The following is a 16,246-nucleotide window of genomic DNA, read 5'->3' as shown; positions in this document are numbered from 1 at the left end:
TTTTAGCTTAAAGCATACTTAACCACTAAGTTTAGTAAAAATAATAAATTCGAGGAGGATTAACATTATGGTGAGACAGGATAAAATTCGGTTTGGGGCGATTATACACGGTGTAGGTGGGAATATTTCTAGCTGGCGTCATCCAAAAGTAGCGAGCAATCAAAGTGTGAGTTTACCTTTCTATATACAACAGGCGCAGAAGGCGGAGCAAGGGAAGTTTGATGTTGCCTTTATCGCAGATGGTTTATTTATCAATGAAAAGTCGATTCCTCATTTTTTAAATCGCTTTGAGCCACTAACGATATTATCAGCACTAGCTGTTTCAACAAAAAATATAGGGCTCGTTGGAACTGTATCGACATCCTATAGTGAACCATTTACGGTGGCACGACAGTTTGCATCACTCGATCATATTAGCAACGGTCGGGCAGGCTGGAATGTTGTAACGACGCCATTAGAAAGCTCGGCGTTAAACTACAATAGAACGATAGAACAGCATCCAAGTCATGCAGAACGTTATCAAATTGCAGAGGAATACTTAGAGGTGACAAAAGGACTTTGGGATTCATGGGATGATGATGCCTTTATAGCAGATGTGGAACATGACGTGTTTTTCGATCCGAAAAAATTACACACATTGCAGCATAAGGGAAAATACTTTTCTGTGCAAGGGCCACTTAATATTGCACGCTCAAAACAAGGTCAGCCTGTAATTTTCCAAGCGGGATCATCTGATGCGGGTGTTCGTCTAGCTGCAAAAGATGCTGATGCAATATTCACGCATGGGGCATCGTTAGAAGAAGCGCGGAAATTTTATAAAAAGGTGAAAACGGAGGTCGCTGCTTTTGGACGAAATCCTGATGAAGTAAAGATTTTCCCTGGGATATCGCCAATTATTGGAGACACGATTGAAGAAGCAGAGGCAAAGTATCAGGAAATAGTAGAACTTGTTTCGATTGAACGTGCACTTGCTTATCTTGGTCGCTACTTCGATCATCATGATTTTACTCAGTATGATGTGGATGCATTGTTCCCAGAGCTAGGTGAAATTGGGGCAAACAGCTTCCGTAGTACGACAGATTATATAAAAAAATATGCCAAGCATGAGGGGCTTACGCTTCGTCAAGTAGCATTACGTGAAGCAACGCCAAAAACAGCATTCTTTGGCACTGCTGAACAGATTGCAGATTTGGTGCAAGAATGGTTTGAAAAAGAAGCGGCTGATGGTTTTATTGTTGCTGTAACAGTGCCAGATGCACTTGATGATTTTGTCGATAAGGTTGTACCGATTTTACAATCACGTGGTATTTACAAAGAGGAATATGAAGCAAATACATTACGTGGTAATTTAGGCTTACCGTTTAAAGAAAGTCGATACATCAAACAGTCTGTTTAAAAACCAAGTAAACATATTTGAATAAATATATTTAGAGGAGGTATTGTATGAGTTATTCTTTAGGCATATTAGACCAAAGTCCTCTTATCGAGGGAGCAACAAACGAGCAAGCATTACAACAAACAGTCGCTTTGGCGCAAAAGGCTGAGCAGCTAGGATACACACGTTTTTGGGTGTCGGAACACCATAATAGCGAGACATTAGCGGGGACATCACCAGAGGTTTTAGTATCGTATTTACTTGCAAAAACGACATCGATTCGTATTGGCTCAGGTGGTGTTATGTTACAACATTATAGCCCCTATAAAGTGGCTGAAAATTTTCATGTGTTAGCATCGTTGGAGCCAGGAAGAGTGGACTTGGGCATTGGAAAAGCACCAGGGGGTCTACCGCTGTCCACAAAGGCATTGCAATATGGCACGCTAAACAATGGTGAAGACTTTGAGGAACGGCTAACGTTTTTACAACGATTAATTGCTAACACGCTACCGGTAGAACATGAGCTAAATGGTGTGCAGGCAACACCTATTCCAAAAATAAAGCCATCGTTATTTTTACTTGGTGCAAGTCCGAAAAGTGCAGAACTTGCAGGAAAGCTTGGTATTGCCTTTGTCTTTGCACGTTTTATCAATAGTGATATCGATGTTTTGACTGAAGCGGCTAAGACATATCGTACGCATCTGCCGAATGGTCATTTTGCTGTTTCGATTGCAGCACTTGCTGCACCAACAACGGAAGAAGCGCAGGCATTAGTAGGGGAACAAAAAATTACAAAGGTGCATTTAGCAAGTGGGCGTAGTTTGACCCTGCAATCAGTTGAATTAGCCGAGAAATTTGGGCAAGAATCAGGGGAGGCGTTTACTGTACAGCAGTATGATGCTGATATTGTATTTGGCACACCTGAAGATATTAAAGCTACATTAGATGCCTATCACAAGCAATTTCAAATTGATGAATTCATTTTGCATACGCCTGTTTTAAAGGCATTTGAACGACAACGCTCATTTGAACTATTAAGTCCTGTGAATTTACATTTACAACAAAAAGAAGCAGTGAGCTAAGGAGGAAGGAACATGGCAAAAAAGATAGATGTAGTCGTTTGGTCAAAGCAAGGCTGTAGTTATTGTGATGAAGTAAAAGCGTATTTACACGAGTTGGAAATTCCGTATAAAACAGTTGATGTCACACATAACGATACTTTGCGGGACATTTTACAAGCAAAGTATGATGTACGTTATGTACCTATAGTGGAAATTGGGTCAAGTGAAGATGGAGTATACAAAGCTGTGACAGAAATAGGGCTTGAGCATGTCAAAACAGCACTTGCTATTGATCTACCATCAAAAGTATAGAAAAGAGGAAGATTTTATGAGGAAACTAGCGCTCTATATAACTTGTGTGCTTACGTTATTTTTAACGGCTTGCTCAAGTACTGAAAAATCTCAGGTAAGTATTCGTGACAACGCTAAAGCACAAAGTAAAAATGAGGTTCAAACAATACTAGTTGGCACAGGAACACAATTTCCGAATATTTGCTTCCTCGATGAAAAGGGGAATTTAACAGGCTATGATGTTGAACTTGTTCGAGCGATTGATGAAAAGCTACCTGAGTATAATTTTGAATTTAAAACGATGGAGTTCTCGAATCTATTACTAAGTTTAGAAACAAAGAAAATAGATTTAATCGCACATCAGATGGAAGTCAATCGTGAGCGTGAGGAAAAGTTTCTATTTAACAAGGAGCCTTATAATGTATTCCCATTACAAGTAACAGTGAATGCGAAAAATAATGATATCCAATCAATCGCTGATTTAAAAGACAAAAATGTTAGTGTCTCGCCAACGAGTAACTCTGCAGTCTTTATTGAGCAATACAATAAAGAGCATGATCTAGGGATAAACATTGTGTATTCCTCTGGTTCAGTGGATGTTAATAATCAACTTGCAACTGGTCGTATTGATGCGATAATTACGACACCATTTGCGGTGAGATACTATAACGAAAGCAATGAAACACAGCAAAAAGTAGTGGGAGAAGCACTATTAAACTCTAAAGTTTATTTCCTACTGAACAAGGATGAAGTGACATTACAGGAACGTATCGATGAGGCAATTAAAGAGTTAAAGACGGAGGGGGTCATTAGCGAGCTTAGTAAAAAATGGCTAGGTGATGATTATACTGTAGATTTCTAGACGACATAGGAGAGGAAGAAGGAAGTATGGCAAATGATTTTGACTTGATGCTAATAGCGAATGTACTTCCGATATTGCTTCAATATTTACCCGTAACACTTGAAATTTTAGTATGCTCCATCCTTTTTGGGATGTTATTTGGAATGGTAGTAGCTATACCAAAGCTACTGCATATACCTATTTTGAAGCAAATAGTCACGGTATATATTTCATTTATTCGTGGCACGCCTATTTTAATACAGTTGTTTTTAGTGTTTTATGGCATTCCAGCAATATTAAAGCTAGTTCATATTGATGTTACAAGAATGGATGCTATTTATTTTGTTATGATAACTTATACTTTCAGTAATGCTGCAGCGTTTGCTGAAATTTTCAGAGCAGCTATATTAACGATTGATAAAGGACAAATGGAGGCGGCGTTGTCAGTTGGCTTAAATCGAGCGCAAGCATTTTGCCGAATTATACTACCGCAGGCGCTACGTGTTGCTTTTCCAAATATGTCGAATACAATGATTAGTTCGTTAAAGGATACTTCCTTGGCATTTTCAATTGGTGTAATGGATATGGTCGGTCGGGGAGAAACGCTTATTGCTTCGACGACACGGGCACTAGAAATCTATTTGGCACTTTCAGTTGTTTACTATTTTATTGTGATGCTATTAGAAAAAGGTTTAAAACGCAATGAACGCTATCTCAATCGTTATATGAAAGAAATAGCGACGAGCTAGGGGGATTTGATAATGACGATAGATGTCGCATTTGTGATAGATGCGTTGCAGGAGATTATTAAGGTGTTGCCATTAACCTTGTTTATGACTTTTACACCTGTATGCTTAGGTATAGTAATCGGTATAGCTGTAGCCTTTGTTCGGATACAACAAATAAAAGGTATAACACCATTATTAAATTTTTACGTATCCTTTTTTAGAGGTACACCGATTATTATGCATATTATGTTAATTTACTTTGGTGTACCAATTGTTGTGGATACAATCGCACATGTGTTGAAGCTGGATTTTCAAGCAAATACTATTCCTATATTATTTTTCGTATTACTGGCATTGACGTTAAGTGCGGGTGCCTACGCTTCGGAAATTATCCGATCTGGTATTTTAAGTGTTCCAAAAGGTCAATTGGAAGCAGCGTATGCTGTAGGAATGACGTTTTCACAGGCAATGCGACGTTTGATTTTACCACAAGCATTTAGTAAATCGATACCTAATTTTACAAATGTCTTTATTGGCTTTTTACATGCGACTTCTTTAGCGTTTTTTGTGTCAATTAAGGAATTAACCGGCGCTGCCAATATTGTAGCTTCAGTTAATTTGAAATTTTTAGAGGCATTTATAGCAGTCGGTTTAATTTATTGGAGTGTTTCGATTGTTGTTGAATGGATTGCCCATCTAATAGAAAAAAGAGCGACGGCTTATAGTAAGGGTAGTGTGTAGTTGTGTTTAAATGACCCCGACAAATAAAAAAGAAGAATTGAAAGGAGTGTTGTCTATGGCAGTAGCAGAAATTGTTATTGAACATTTACGACAAGAAGATTACCCAGCTTATTTGGAAGTGCTTGTGGAGAGTTATGCGCAGTATGAGAAGGATTATAAAGATCCAGCACATTGGGCGCAATATTTACAAGATATTCGGGCATCAGTAGGAAATCCAAATGCCGAGACAATATTAGTCGCAAAGCGTGAGCAAGAAATAGTAGGAGGATTGCAGTTATTTACAAACTCTGAAAAAGCATATGGTCTTCCTGAACTTGGTATTGAATCAACGATTGTACGTTTATTAGCAGTCCATCCTAAAGGGAGAGGGCAGGGCGTAGCCAAAAAATTATTAGAAGAAAGCTTTGCCTTTGCTCGCGAGCGTCAAGATCAGTCTCTGTATTTGCATTCAGGTGATATTATGCAAGTTGCAATTAATCTGTATTTATCACTAGGATTTGTTAGAGACGAGTCAAAAGAGTTTTACAAGGGCAATATATTGGTGAAAAGCTTTCGTTATGATTTGTAAAAGAAAACCCGCTGATAAGTATGCTATCAGCGGGTTTTTTGTTCAAGTGAGACTGACATTAAATCGTTCCATATGCAAGGTAAGGGAAAAATCCTTCGAAAAACCGTTCAGTTGCGGGCATGAAATAGGAACCAAAGTGAAAATCTGGATCAAGCGTTGTAACAATCCATGTTCCAGCAGTTGAATGTGCATCTATATAGAGCACAGCGCCACCATCTTCTGTAGCAATTAAAATATCAGCATGCTCAGGCGGCCAAAAAACGCCATGTTGATGCCAAGTGCAATCTGCCAATGAGAGATAGCCATTGAATAAAGGATGCGCTGGATTTTGCAGTACTAAACCGCTAGAAGCATCTTTATCAAGCCACCACCAGAAGTTTGTTATACGTTCTTCCCATTGTTGCGCAGGAATCCAATTCCATGGTTGTGGTCCAAAAGCGACGATTATGCCACCATTCTCCGCAAATGCGTGGATTTTTTCAACGCTTGCTAGCAATAGCTGGTAGTTTAATTGGGAAGGGACGATGAGCACATCAAGGTCGTCAATATCAGTTTCTAAAAAATCTGGATGGTAAATTAGCTTTGTAATATATTGATTGAACTTTGGTTCGTGGAACGTACGGTAATGGGATTCATGCCCACTGTATATAACCCCAATTTTTCTCATTGATCATTATCCTCCTTTAAAGCTTGTACCTCAGTTTCAAGCCAGGCTAAAAACTGCGGGCGAATGCGATCAGTTGATTTGTTTTCACCTGCATAACCAAGCAGATCACGTCCTGCGTGAACTAAAATCGTCCCATTTGTTGAAAAGCGGTCAATGTATGTAACTGGCTTACCGTTTGCAAACGTTAATAAAATTTCAGCGTTTGCTGGTGCATGATGATAGCCGCGTGCAAAAAAGCCTGCAACCCCTTTTTTAAATGTCATATCTTCAGTTAAAACGCCATTGAAAATACCTGAGTGCTCCGTTGGAAAGACTTCATAATCTTTGAAATTTTGAATGTGTTGGGGCATAAATAGGCCACAGCCTGGCAACCATTCTCGGAATAAATGCCCACAGTATACAACTATTTTTTTGTTTGCTAAAAATGCTGCAATTTTTTCACGTTGTAAATATAACCATTCTTGGTCAATAAAATTTGGAATAAAGAGAACATCTACTTCGTCCAAATCAACCAGTGGGAAATCATATTGATCCACGATTTTTGCTTCATTACCTGTATCTTTCTGCATGCGACCATTGACACCAAAAGCATGTCCTGGATCTAGTTTTAGCATTGTAAATGGAATGCTCATCAACATATCCTCCTAGTAAAATAATTAAATATCCAATCATTTTTTGGTAATAAATAATATTAAAAAAACATTTAGAATGCTATGTAAATATTGTTTGACCAAAAATATGTTGCGAATATTAGAATTCTATAAAAAGCAAATTGACATTGAGAATCATTATCAATATACTGTTATATATATTCTATTGCAAATGATAATCATTTTCAATATATTTTCAAAAGAAAGTAGGGAATGCCGTGAAACCAATTGCGTATATCGGTATCGATATTCAATTTGCCAGGTTGTCAGATGAGGATCGCAGGCGCGGACTTACATTTTTATATTTATACGATTTGCCGTATGCAGATTTACGTGCTTATGCGGGCCTTATTATTACGAATCTAGTTGAGGAGCAGTTTTTGTTAGAGCATAAAGCTATGCTGGAGCAGTATTTAAAACAGGGTGGCGTAATCTTTTCGCTAACTGAGACATCATTACCTTGGTTAGTAGGTGTGTCTAACTGGAAACGTTCGCCAATTCCATTGAAGGATCGTGAAATCGTTATAAAAGATCCTGCCCATCCATTATTTGTGGGAATTGATGCATATGACATTAACTATCGCAAAGGTGTTAGGGGCTTTTTCTCACGTGGATATTTTGAAAATGTTCCACCGCATGCAGAGATTCTTGTGACGGACCAAAGTGGAGCAGTCATTATTTATGTAGATCATGATTCAACAAATGGAACAATCTTTGCTGGTGCTGGAACAGATATATATCGTGTGTTCATTGACGAGGATAATACCGCTCGTCAATTAAGTGTGCAAATGCTTGCATGCATTCGTGCGGAATATGCACGCAATCAAGCGAAAGGAGCTCAAATACAATGATTGGGATTGTCACAAATGGACTACCATTTCAAAATCGCTTTTTTGCAGAGGAGGAATTTCATTATTTATATGATGATATTTTACATATTCGAGAGCTGCATCGGTATGATTTAGCAAATTACGATACGTTAATTTTATCTTGCCGTTTAGATATTCCTCATTTAAAACGTTATCAATCACAGCTTTTAGCGTTCATTGAATCAGGTAAGCGGCTCATTATTTTTGGTGAGATTTTGGATAATTGGTTTCCTACGATTGATTGGCAAGATTCTGAGGTGAATTTTAGCTGGTGGGTGAGAGATGGTGGAGACTTGCCAATGACAGAGCAAAATATGACACACCCATTGTTTAAATACGTAACACTCCGTGATTTAAAATGGCATTATCATGGCTCATTTTTACCGCCAGAAGGTGCCCAGTCTTTACTTGATATTCCCGAGGGTCGCTCCCTATTTTATGTAGACAATGTAAGCTTTAACGGAGAGTTAGTCGTAACAACACTTGACCCTATGTTTCATATAGGACTAGGTTTTATTGATCAATCAAAACCGTTTTTACACGGTATAGCAAAATGGCTCAGAGAGGAAGAAGGACAATGAAAAAATACGGATTTCTAGCAACATTAGCATTAGCGGCAATGCTAGCAGCGTGTGGCGATAAAGATGAGGGGGCAGTAACAGAACAACCGTCTGAAACTTCTGATGTTCAAACAACGGCTGAAGAAAAAGTTGTGACAGACCAACTAGGCAGAGAAGTGACAGTACCCGGAAAAATTGAACGTGTAGTGACAGGAGGGATATTGCCATATTTCTCTACATGGTATGTAGCGACAAACTCTACAAAAGAGATAGTGGGCATGCACCCCAATTCATATAATGCAGCAAAAAACTCTATTCTAGCAAAAATTTCACCAGATGTGTTAAATGCAGAAACGTCTTATATTCAAAATGGTGAAGTGAATGTTGAGGAATTACTAAAGATTGATCCCCAACTGTATGTAGAAATTTCAACAAATGAAGATTCAATTAACAAAGTAACGGAAGCGGGTATTCCTGTTGTTGCGGTAAAAGCAATTGATGCCGCAGCCGCTGAACCGTTAGCAACATTCAATAGTTGGTTAACATTAACGAGTAAAATAACTGGAACGACTGATCGTGCTGACCGCTTTTTACAAGAGGGCAAAAAAGTGCAGTCTGAACTAGATGCCAAATTAAAAGATGTAGCAAAAGAGGACAAGCCACGTGCATTAATATTATTTATGCATAATGATAAGTCCATTACGGTAGGTGGTAGCAACTTCTTCGGCAATCAATGGCTAAACGCAACTGGTGCGATAGATGTTGCTGAAAAGGATGTACAAGGAAGAAAAGAAGTAAATATGGAACAAATTTACTCTTGGAATCCTGATATTATTTACATTACAAACTTTACGGAAACACAGCCCGAAGATTTACTTGAAAATAAAGTTAATGGACAGGACTGGAGTCAGGTAAAGGCAGTGCAAGATGGAAAGGTTTATAAAATTCCACTGGGTATTTATCGCTGGTTCCCACCAAGTGGCGATGCACCATTAATGCTAAAATGGATGGCTCAAAAAAATCATCCAGAGTTATTTACGTATAAAATTGAAGATGAAATTAAAACGTATTACAAAGATTTCTATGAATTTGACGTAACAGATGAGGAAATACATGATATATTAAACCCTTCTTCTGACGCGGCGAAATATTAAGGATTGATTGTTAAATGAAGAAATGGATTATTGTATTGCTATGGTTGCTACCAATTATGGTAGCAATCATTTCACTAGGTGTTGGTCGTTTCGAAGTAGGTCTTGACCATATTGTAAAAATTTTAACATCGCAAGTGTTCCCTATTGAACAGACGTGGACAAAGATGGAAGAAACTGTTGTGATGAATGTCCGGTTACCACGTATTTTGCTCGCTCTTCTAATTGGTGGAGGGTTAGCGATAGCGGGTGCAGGCTTTCAGGGCATGTTTGGCAACCCGTTAGTTTCGCCAGATATTTTAGGTGTTTCAGCAGGTGCAGGTTTTGGTGCATCATTAGGTATTTTATTATTTGGCCAAAATTTTTCGGCACAAATAATGGCACTTCTTTTCGGTTTAGGCGCGATTGGCTTTACATTTTTAGTAGCAGGTGCAAAAAAGAATGCACCTATTTTTATGTTCGTATTGGCTGGTGTTGTAACGTCTGCACTTTTTAATGCTTTGATATCCCTTATAAAATTTGTGGCAGATCCAGAGGAGAAGCTACCGGCCATTACATATTGGCTAATGGGAAGTCTCGGCACTGCAACCTATAAAGATTTATATATTGGTGGTCCATTAATTTTAATAGGTATTCTACTACTCTATTTACTGCGTTGGCGACTAAATATTTTAACATTGCCAGAGGATGAGGCAAAGTCAATGGGTATTCCAGTTGCGCGTTTAAAATGGTTCGTGATTTTTGGTGCAACACTAATAACAGCGGCATCTGTAGCTGTGGCGGGAATTGTTGGCTGGGTTGGTTTAATTATTCCCCATGTTGCACGCATGCTTGTCGGCAATAACAATCAATTTGTTCTCCCGGTGTCTGTTGCAATCGGTAGTGTGTATTTATTAATTATCGATGATTTAGCACGCACATTAACAGCAACAGAAATTCCATTGTCCATTTTAACAGCGATTATCGGTGCACCATTCTTTGCTTATTTATTACGTCGTTCAGGAGGTGGCTGGGGATGAAAATAGAAGTAGTCGATGGCAATTACTATTATGAGAAACGTCGTACAAAATTGCCTAACTTATATGCGAAAGATATTAATTTTACATTAGCATCAGGCGAAATAATGGCTATTCTTGGACCAAACGGTGCAGGGAAAACAACGATGTTAAAGTGTATTACAGGTCTTCTCGATTGGAAAAAAGGCAAGACGATGATTGATGGTAAACCACTTGCAGCAATGGATCGTAAGGAATTGTGGAAGCGAGTAGGCTATGTGCCACAGGCGCATAAAATGGTATTTGGTTTTACAGTGGAGGAGCTTGTTGTAATGGGACGTGCGCCATATATTAGTACATTGGCTCAGCCTTCAGCTAAAGATATGGAAGCGGCTCATGTAGCACTAAATACAATTGGGATAATGCATCTTGCTAAAAAATCGTGTAATGAAATTAGTGGAGGAGAGCTACAGTTGGCTTTAATTGCCCGTACGCTCGTGTCAAATCCTGAAGTATTAATATTGGATGAACCTGAATCACATTTGGATATACAAAAGCAAATTGTTATATTGCAAACGATAAAGCGCTTATCCAAGGAGCGAGGTATTTCTTGCATCATTAACACTCACTATCCAAACCATGCCTTTTACCTTGCAGATCATGTGTTGATGACAGCGAAAGAAAAAGATGTTATATATGGCAATGTTCAAGAGGTAATGACTGAGTCTAGGATGAAGGAATTTTTCGGTATAGAGCTGAAAAAAATAATTTACGAGGAAGATGATTATTTTGTCGAAACGATGGTTCCTCGCGCACTAGGACAGAATGTAATATGAGTGCCCGGCACCTCTAATGAGAAACACGGTCCCTACTATAGTGGAGGAGACCGTGTTTTCATTGGTTATGGAATGAATTGCAATTGCGAAAAGTTTGGAACAACTATAAGTTGAAAATTTTCCCTGGATTCATAATGTTATGCGGATCGAGTGCTGCCTTAATGCTCTTCATTACGAGTAACGACGCACCATGCTCCATCGATTGGTATTTCATTTTGCCAATACCTACACCATGTTCACCGGTACAAGTTCCTCCGCGAAGCAGCGCATATTGCACAATATGCTCATTAAAACGGTCAGCTAGTGCCTGTTCGTGTGCATCAGTGGGGTCTAACATTAACAATGCATGGAAATTTCCATCTCCGACATGTCCGACAATCCCTCCCGCTAGACCGACGTTGTTTAGCTGTTCACGGGCATACAATATCGTTTCAGCCAATTTTGAAATCGGAACACAAACATCGGTTGACATAAGCTTTTTTCCTGGGTACGCATGAATATATGCATAGGCCAATGAATGTCGTGCCTCCCATAGCTTATTGCGAGCTGCATTGTCTTGCTCAAACTCGACAGACGTACAGCCGAAGTCCTCAAAAATTTCTGTAGCAAATTCAATATCTGCTTGCATACCTGCATCATTACCGTGGAACTCTAAAAACAGTGTCGGTTTTTCATCATAAGAAGTTTCATTATAAATATTAGCTTGTGTAATAGAAACTTCATCGACAAGCTCTACACGACCAATGGAAATACCAGCCTGTAACAATGCGGCAACTGCACTGACAGCATCGCCAACTGTTTCAAATACAGCACGGCCCGCAGTTACAAATTCAGGAATTCCATATACTTGTAATGTCAGCTCTGTAAAACAACCTAATGTACCTTCTGAACCAACAAATAAGCCATTCAAATGATAACCCGAAGATGATTTAGCTGCTAAGCTTCCAGTATGTATAACAGTACCGTCTGCAAGTACAACTTCTAAATCACGCACTTGATCGCGCATAACACCATAACGAACTGCTGTAGTACCACTGGCATTCGTTGCTGCCATTCCTCCAAGTGTCGCATCTGCTCCTGGATCTACCGTAAATTGAAGGCCATGTTTTTTTAATTCTTTATTTAATTGTGCACGAGTCACACCCGGTTGCACTTTAACTAGTAAATCTTCTGGGCGAATATCTAAAATTGTATTCATTTCAGAAAAATCGATAGAAATACCGTTGGCAATCGGAATAGCATTTCCTTCTAAACTTGAGCCAACGCCAAATGGTACGACCGGTATAAGATTTGCATGTGCGATTTTCATGATGGCACTAACGTCTCCTGTAGAACGTGGAAACACTACTATATCTGGCAAGTTCATTGCATGATGGGATTCATCTTTGCCATGTAGCTCTCGTACCGTATCGTTTGTTGACACCTGCTCATCCGATAATACCTCTCTAAGTTGATTTACTATTAGCTCTACTGCAACAGTCATTCCAATCCCTCCAAACTTTCTGATAAATCTAATTTATCATGCGATTAGTGGAAATGGAATGTACTGTTTATAAAAAATCAGTGTGCAAATACTTTTTCTAGCTTTTGTACGAATGCATCTTGTTCTTCTGTAGATGATTGTTGCCACCATTTTTCGAAAAATACACCTAGCCCAGGTAGTAAATGCTCTTCACCACGTGAAATGGCATCTTGGACTATATCTTTAAATTCTGCTGCTGATTGACCATGGACATTTGCCGTAATGGCATCTCTTATTTGAAAATTCATCTATTTCGCCTCCTTAGTGATAATTTGTCCACTGAAATTAGAAATATGTATAAAAATTAATGCAAAACATAGGATTTTTTTAAATTCTCTCGATTTTTGCTTTAAATTTAGACGGAAATTCATGCAAATCTTTAAAGATTTAGTGTAAAAGGGGCATTCGACGTGCTTTCTATCGCAAGTTAAGCTAATAACACCTAGGAATAATGGACTGTGCACAAGTCGTAAGGAAAGTATCAGTGTCATTTGAAAAACATACACAAATTCTTTCGCCAGAACAGCCATTTGAGGAAATATTAGAATTGGTGCAGCCGATGATTACCTCCATATTAGTAAAGTGCCATATTTACAAAGACTTTGAGTATTATCGTCATATTGCAGCAATTGCTGTGTGGAAAGCTTACGAAAATGCTGATCCTTCGAAAGGGCAATATTCTGCCTATATTTATACAACAGTGAAAGGGGAAATTTTGAAAGAACTTACGAAAGAAAGACGATTTCAGGACAATGTATCATTAATGGCTGATGACATCTTGAACATTATACGTTGTCGTGTGGAACAGATAAATCGACTAGAAGAGTGCTCATTAGTAGAAAAAATAATGAACTATTTAAATGAGGAAGAAAGAAAGATACTGCAACTTTATTACCTAGATGGTTATAGGTATGAAGAAATAGCTAAAGTACTACAGCTATCAGTCGCCGCAGTCAAAAAAGACGCACTAGACTAATGAACAAACTACGTAGTCACCTTTGTCAATAAACTAAATTACTACTAAAAGATAGTAAAAGTATGCTAATATCAAAATAAATTGAATATTAGCATACTTTACTAATTGCATACAAAGTCCAATTAAAATGCTATGATTTGTAAGAAGTCAAAGAAATATACAATTTTAAGGCCATTGAAAATAATATGTAGGTATAGATACCTATCTATTTTGATTGTGTATATATTGATATGGGGGGTTAGTATTGGAAAACGCGCGTAATCATTTAATTATAGATAAAAGGGAGCTATGGTATAGTGCGATACCGCTGCTTCTATTGATACCTCTATTAGCTTTTAATAATCAGCTTATTACTATTTTTATAGAAGGAAGTGTCGTCGATTATTTAAGATTGATTATGAAAATATTAATTGTTGTTTTCACTATGACAATCGCCATTCATTCATGGCTAGTATTTTCGCATTTATTAATTAATCATACTTTATACATAGGCAGTGTTTTTTTCCTTATCGCTTTGCTAGAGATTACTAATATTGTCATATCAGTCCCGCAAAGTTTAGATACAGTATTAATAGGCGTCTGGATACAGATTTTTATGCGGATTGCTTTAGTAATAGGTATCCTACTTATTATTATAAAGCCTAGAATAAAGTTAACATTGGCTCACCGTAGGGTAGCTTATGGAATCGCCCTTTTTACTGTTACGCTTATGCTTTTTATTTTATATAGGGCACAGCCATTGCTTGAAAATAGTCATTCAATAATACCACATACAGTCCGATTATTGACGGGGATGATCCAAGGTGTTTCTATCTATTTTTTAAGCAAGCATTATAGAAATGCGCCAAAACAGGTGCTATGGCTCATTAGTGGGTCAGTATACTTAATTTTAAGCGATCTTTTGTTTGTTTTCAGCACAGACTACAGCGCCATTTGGATGTTTACCGCTCTACTTTACCAGTTTTTAGCTTATTATGTTTTCTTAAAGGCGATTTACTATACTTCTGTGGAAAAACCTTATCTACAACTACTGAAAATTAAGCAAGACCTGGAACAATCGCAACAAGAGCTAACTTTTCAAGCCTATCATGATGATATTACACAATTGCCAAATGAGCGTCTTCTGTTGAAAACATTAAAGGAGGAGTTGCATAAGGATGGTAAATGTAAGGCAGTTATATCTATTGAAATTGACCGTCTTGCAACCATTAGCGATTCCTTAGGTATTAGCAATTCCAATAAAATGATGAAACTTGTAGCGGAAAGGATTCAAGCAATGCTACCTCCGCATTATTTTGCAACAAAGTTACGGGAAAGCCAATTTGTTATTTATGTTAATCATGTCCAAACACATGAAGAACTAATACAGTTTTGTCTGAACTTAAAAAGTGCAATGGATAAGCCACTACAAGTACAGCTTTTCTCATTAAAAGGTAATGTGAATATTGGCATTGCATTTAATGAAAAAAATTGTTCTGCTGAAGAATTATTGATGCATGCACAGCTAGCAATGCGTGAAGCAAGCCAAATACCGCAACGTTTCCTTTTTTATAAAGAGCATATGTCAGCTGGCGTGACAGACCGTATATTACTAGAGCAGGAATTACATAGAGCACTCGATCAACAGGAATTTTATTTGGATTACCAGCCTCAGATTAATTTGAAAACAGGGAAAATTGAATCGGTGGAGGCGCTTGTGCGTTGGCGTCATCCAGTTCGTGGCTTTGTTCCACCAGATAAGTTTATTGACATTGCCGAGGAGTCCGGTCTAATTATTCCTCTTGGTAAATGGATACTAGAAACAGCATGCTTGCAAGCGAAGGCGTGGGAGGCACAAGGTCTACCTAAAATGAAGGTTGCTGTTAATTTATCGCTCGGGCAATTATTTCAGCAAGATTTGGTGCAAATGGTGAAGGAGATTTTACAGCAAAGTAAGCTGGAACCAAGCTATCTTCAGTTGGAAATAACCGAAAGTATGACAATGAATATTGATCAAATGACCCAATTATTACATGAATTAAAGGCACTAGGAATTCAAATAGCAGTCGATGATTTTGGGACAGGTTACTCGTCCTTATCATATTTAAAAGAATTTCCAATTGACTGTTTAAAAATCGACCGCGCTTTTGTACATAATATCCAGCATGACGCTAATGATGAAGCGCTCGTTTCTATGATTTTGTCTATGGCTAAGCATTTACGTCTAAAGGTAGTGGCTGAGGGGATAGAAGAAGTTGCTCAGCTGGCATTCCTTATTGCAGGCGATTGCGATTATATACAAGGTTATTTATTTAGTAAACCTATTACTGCCGAGGAGCTGACTGCGACGTTTAAAGATTTACATGTTCATGCTGATCAGATTTTAGAGCAGTTTAAATGCGGTGAAAAATATCACATTTAATGCACTGAGTGTAG

18 protein-coding genes are annotated in these 16,246 nt (G+C 38.1%); 14 read left to right on the top strand and 4 right to left on the bottom strand.

Going from position 1 to position 16,246, the window contains the following annotated elements:
- Window positions 1–67 precede the first annotated feature (67 nt).
- The 7 genes from ACQKNX_RS11880 to ACQKNX_RS11850 are packed head-to-tail and all read left to right on the top strand — an operon-like array spanning window position 68 to window position 5,605.
- Window positions 68–1,396, top strand: coding sequence for an LLM class flavin-dependent oxidoreductase (locus tag ACQKNX_RS11880; RefSeq protein WP_427429044.1), 1,329 nt, complete (start codon window positions 68–70; stop codon window positions 1,394–1,396).
- 47 nt (window positions 1,397–1,443) lie between these two features.
- Window positions 1,444–2,457, top strand: coding sequence for an LLM class flavin-dependent oxidoreductase (locus ACQKNX_RS11875; RefSeq protein ID WP_427429043.1), 1,014 nt, complete (start codon window positions 1,444–1,446; stop codon window positions 2,455–2,457).
- A 12-nt stretch (window positions 2,458–2,469) separates the two neighbouring features.
- On the top strand, window positions 2,470–2,748 hold the full coding sequence (locus ACQKNX_RS11870) for a glutaredoxin family protein (RefSeq protein WP_427429042.1): 279 nt from the start codon (window positions 2,470–2,472) through the stop codon (window positions 2,746–2,748).
- A 16-nt stretch (window positions 2,749–2,764) separates the two neighbouring features.
- Window positions 2,765–3,589 (top strand): transporter substrate-binding domain-containing protein, encoded by an 825-nt coding sequence (locus ACQKNX_RS11865; RefSeq protein WP_427429041.1) that lies wholly within the window; start codon window positions 2,765–2,767, stop codon window positions 3,587–3,589.
- Between the two features lie 26 nt (window positions 3,590–3,615).
- Complete coding sequence (locus ACQKNX_RS11860) at window positions 3,616–4,317, top strand: amino acid ABC transporter permease (protein ID WP_427429040.1); 702 nt, start codon at window positions 3,616–3,618, stop codon at window positions 4,315–4,317.
- Between the two features lie 12 nt (window positions 4,318–4,329).
- Window positions 4,330–5,037 (top strand): amino acid ABC transporter permease, encoded by a 708-nt coding sequence (locus ACQKNX_RS11855; protein ID WP_427429039.1) that lies wholly within the window; start codon window positions 4,330–4,332, stop codon window positions 5,035–5,037.
- Window positions 5,038–5,092: 55 nt separating this feature from the next.
- Window positions 5,093–5,605: a GNAT family N-acetyltransferase gene (locus ACQKNX_RS11850; protein ID WP_340823122.1), complete on the top strand. Its 513-nt coding sequence runs from the start codon at window positions 5,093–5,095 to the stop codon at window positions 5,603–5,605.
- A 58-nt stretch (window positions 5,606–5,663) separates the two neighbouring features.
- On the opposite strand, the gene ACQKNX_RS11845 is transcribed toward ACQKNX_RS11850, so the two are convergent.
- Entirely contained in the window at window positions 5,664–6,272 is a 609-nt protein-coding gene (locus tag ACQKNX_RS11845; protein ID WP_427429038.1) for a hypothetical protein, read from the bottom strand.
- Window positions 6,269–6,904 (bottom strand): hypothetical protein, encoded by a 636-nt coding sequence (locus ACQKNX_RS11840; protein WP_427429037.1) that lies wholly within the window; start codon window positions 6,902–6,904, stop codon window positions 6,269–6,271. The genes ACQKNX_RS11845 and ACQKNX_RS11840 overlap by 4 nt, the downstream gene beginning before the upstream one ends.
- 236 nt (window positions 6,905–7,140) lie before the next feature.
- Here ACQKNX_RS11840 and ACQKNX_RS11835 point away from each other — a divergent pair, with 236 nt between their 5' ends.
- From ACQKNX_RS11835 to ACQKNX_RS11815, 5 genes are read left to right on the top strand one after another with little or no spacing between them, the layout of a single operon-like run.
- A complete protein-coding gene (locus ACQKNX_RS11835) occupies window positions 7,141–7,773 on the top strand; it encodes a hypothetical protein (RefSeq protein WP_427429036.1) in 633 nt (210 codons plus the stop codon).
- Complete coding sequence (locus ACQKNX_RS11830; protein ID WP_427429035.1) at window positions 7,770–8,372, top strand: hypothetical protein; 603 nt, start codon at window positions 7,770–7,772, stop codon at window positions 8,370–8,372. The genes ACQKNX_RS11835 and ACQKNX_RS11830 overlap by 4 nt, the downstream gene beginning before the upstream one ends.
- Entirely contained in the window at window positions 8,369–9,505 is a 1,137-nt protein-coding gene (locus ACQKNX_RS11825) for an ABC transporter substrate-binding protein (RefSeq protein ID WP_427429034.1), read from the top strand. Before ACQKNX_RS11830 ends, ACQKNX_RS11825 begins: the two co-directional genes overlap by 4 nt.
- Window positions 9,506–9,519: 14 nt before the next feature.
- Entirely contained in the window at window positions 9,520–10,521 is a 1,002-nt protein-coding gene (locus ACQKNX_RS11820; protein ID WP_427429033.1) for a FecCD family ABC transporter permease, read from the top strand.
- Window positions 10,518–11,333 (top strand): ABC transporter ATP-binding protein, encoded by an 816-nt coding sequence (locus ACQKNX_RS11815; protein ID WP_427429032.1) that lies wholly within the window; start codon window positions 10,518–10,520, stop codon window positions 11,331–11,333. The genes ACQKNX_RS11820 and ACQKNX_RS11815 overlap by 4 nt, the downstream gene beginning before the upstream one ends.
- Before the next feature lie 103 nt (window positions 11,334–11,436).
- On the opposite strand, the gene ACQKNX_RS11810 is transcribed toward ACQKNX_RS11815, so the two are convergent.
- Both ACQKNX_RS11810 and sspI read right to left on the bottom strand, forming a co-directional pair.
- Window positions 11,437–12,816 carry an FAD-binding oxidoreductase gene (locus ACQKNX_RS11810; protein ID WP_427429031.1) on the bottom strand — a complete coding sequence of 460 codons (1,380 nt, stop codon included), beginning with the start codon at window positions 12,814–12,816 and terminating at the stop codon, window positions 11,437–11,439.
- A 77-nt stretch (window positions 12,817–12,893) separates the two neighbouring features.
- On the bottom strand, window positions 12,894–13,103 hold the full coding sequence (sspI, locus tag ACQKNX_RS11805) for a small acid-soluble spore protein SspI (RefSeq protein ID WP_401009001.1): 210 nt from the start codon (window positions 13,101–13,103) through the stop codon (window positions 12,894–12,896).
- Window positions 13,104–13,339: 236 nt separating this feature from the next.
- Between sspI and ACQKNX_RS11800 the strand changes: the two genes are divergently transcribed.
- On the top strand, window positions 13,340–13,831 hold the full coding sequence (locus ACQKNX_RS11800) for a sigma-70 family RNA polymerase sigma factor (protein ID WP_427429030.1): 492 nt from the start codon (window positions 13,340–13,342) through the stop codon (window positions 13,829–13,831).
- 244 nt (window positions 13,832–14,075) lie between these two features.
- On the top strand, window positions 14,076–16,232 hold the full coding sequence (locus ACQKNX_RS11795) for a putative bifunctional diguanylate cyclase/phosphodiesterase (RefSeq protein WP_427429029.1): 2,157 nt from the start codon (window positions 14,076–14,078) through the stop codon (window positions 16,230–16,232).
- Window positions 16,233–16,246: the final 14 nt, after the last annotated feature.

It is taken from the genome of Lysinibacillus sp. NPDC093712 (genome assembly GCF_050280025.1).
Lineage (GTDB): Bacteria > Bacillota > Bacilli > Bacillales_A > Planococcaceae > Lysinibacillus.
The sequence above is the reverse complement of the archived record's forward strand: the minus strand, read 5'-3'. Positions and strand labels throughout refer to the sequence as shown.

Bases quoted from the DNA above. Each gene is read 5' to 3' on its own strand.
- ACQKNX_RS11815 (WP_427429032.1), top strand. From the start codon at position 10,518: ATGAAAATAGAAGTAGTCGATGGCAATTACTATTATGAGAAACGTCGT.
- ACQKNX_RS11820 (WP_427429033.1), top strand. From the start codon at position 9,520: ATGAAGAAATGGATTATTGTATTGCTATGGTTGCTACCAATTATGGTA.
- ACQKNX_RS11875 (WP_427429043.1), top strand. From the start codon at position 1,444: ATGAGTTATTCTTTAGGCATATTAGACCAAAGTCCTCTTATCGAGGGA.
- ACQKNX_RS11840 (WP_427429037.1), bottom strand. From the start codon at position 6,904: ATGAGCATTCCATTTACAATGCTAAAACTAGATCCAGGACATGCTTTT.
- ACQKNX_RS11810 (WP_427429031.1), bottom strand. From the start codon at position 12,816: ATGACTGTTGCAGTAGAGCTAATAGTAAATCAACTTAGAGAGGTATTA.
- sspI (WP_401009001.1), bottom strand. From the start codon at position 13,103: ATGAATTTTCAAATAAGAGATGCCATTACGGCAAATGTCCATGGTCAA.
- ACQKNX_RS11880 (WP_427429044.1), top strand. From the start codon at position 68: ATGGTGAGACAGGATAAAATTCGGTTTGGGGCGATTATACACGGTGTA.
- ACQKNX_RS11825 (WP_427429034.1), top strand. From the start codon at position 8,369: ATGAAAAAATACGGATTTCTAGCAACATTAGCATTAGCGGCAATGCTA.
- ACQKNX_RS11850 (WP_340823122.1), top strand. From the start codon at position 5,093: ATGGCAGTAGCAGAAATTGTTATTGAACATTTACGACAAGAAGATTAC.
- ACQKNX_RS11860 (WP_427429040.1), top strand. From the start codon at position 3,616: ATGGCAAATGATTTTGACTTGATGCTAATAGCGAATGTACTTCCGATA.
- ACQKNX_RS11845 (WP_427429038.1), bottom strand. From the start codon at position 6,272: ATGAGAAAAATTGGGGTTATATACAGTGGGCATGAATCCCATTACCGT.
- ACQKNX_RS11870 (WP_427429042.1), top strand. From the start codon at position 2,470: ATGGCAAAAAAGATAGATGTAGTCGTTTGGTCAAAGCAAGGCTGTAGT.
- ACQKNX_RS11830 (WP_427429035.1), top strand. From the start codon at position 7,770: ATGATTGGGATTGTCACAAATGGACTACCATTTCAAAATCGCTTTTTT.
- ACQKNX_RS11855 (WP_427429039.1), top strand. From the start codon at position 4,330: ATGACGATAGATGTCGCATTTGTGATAGATGCGTTGCAGGAGATTATT.
- ACQKNX_RS11865 (WP_427429041.1), top strand. From the start codon at position 2,765: ATGAGGAAACTAGCGCTCTATATAACTTGTGTGCTTACGTTATTTTTA.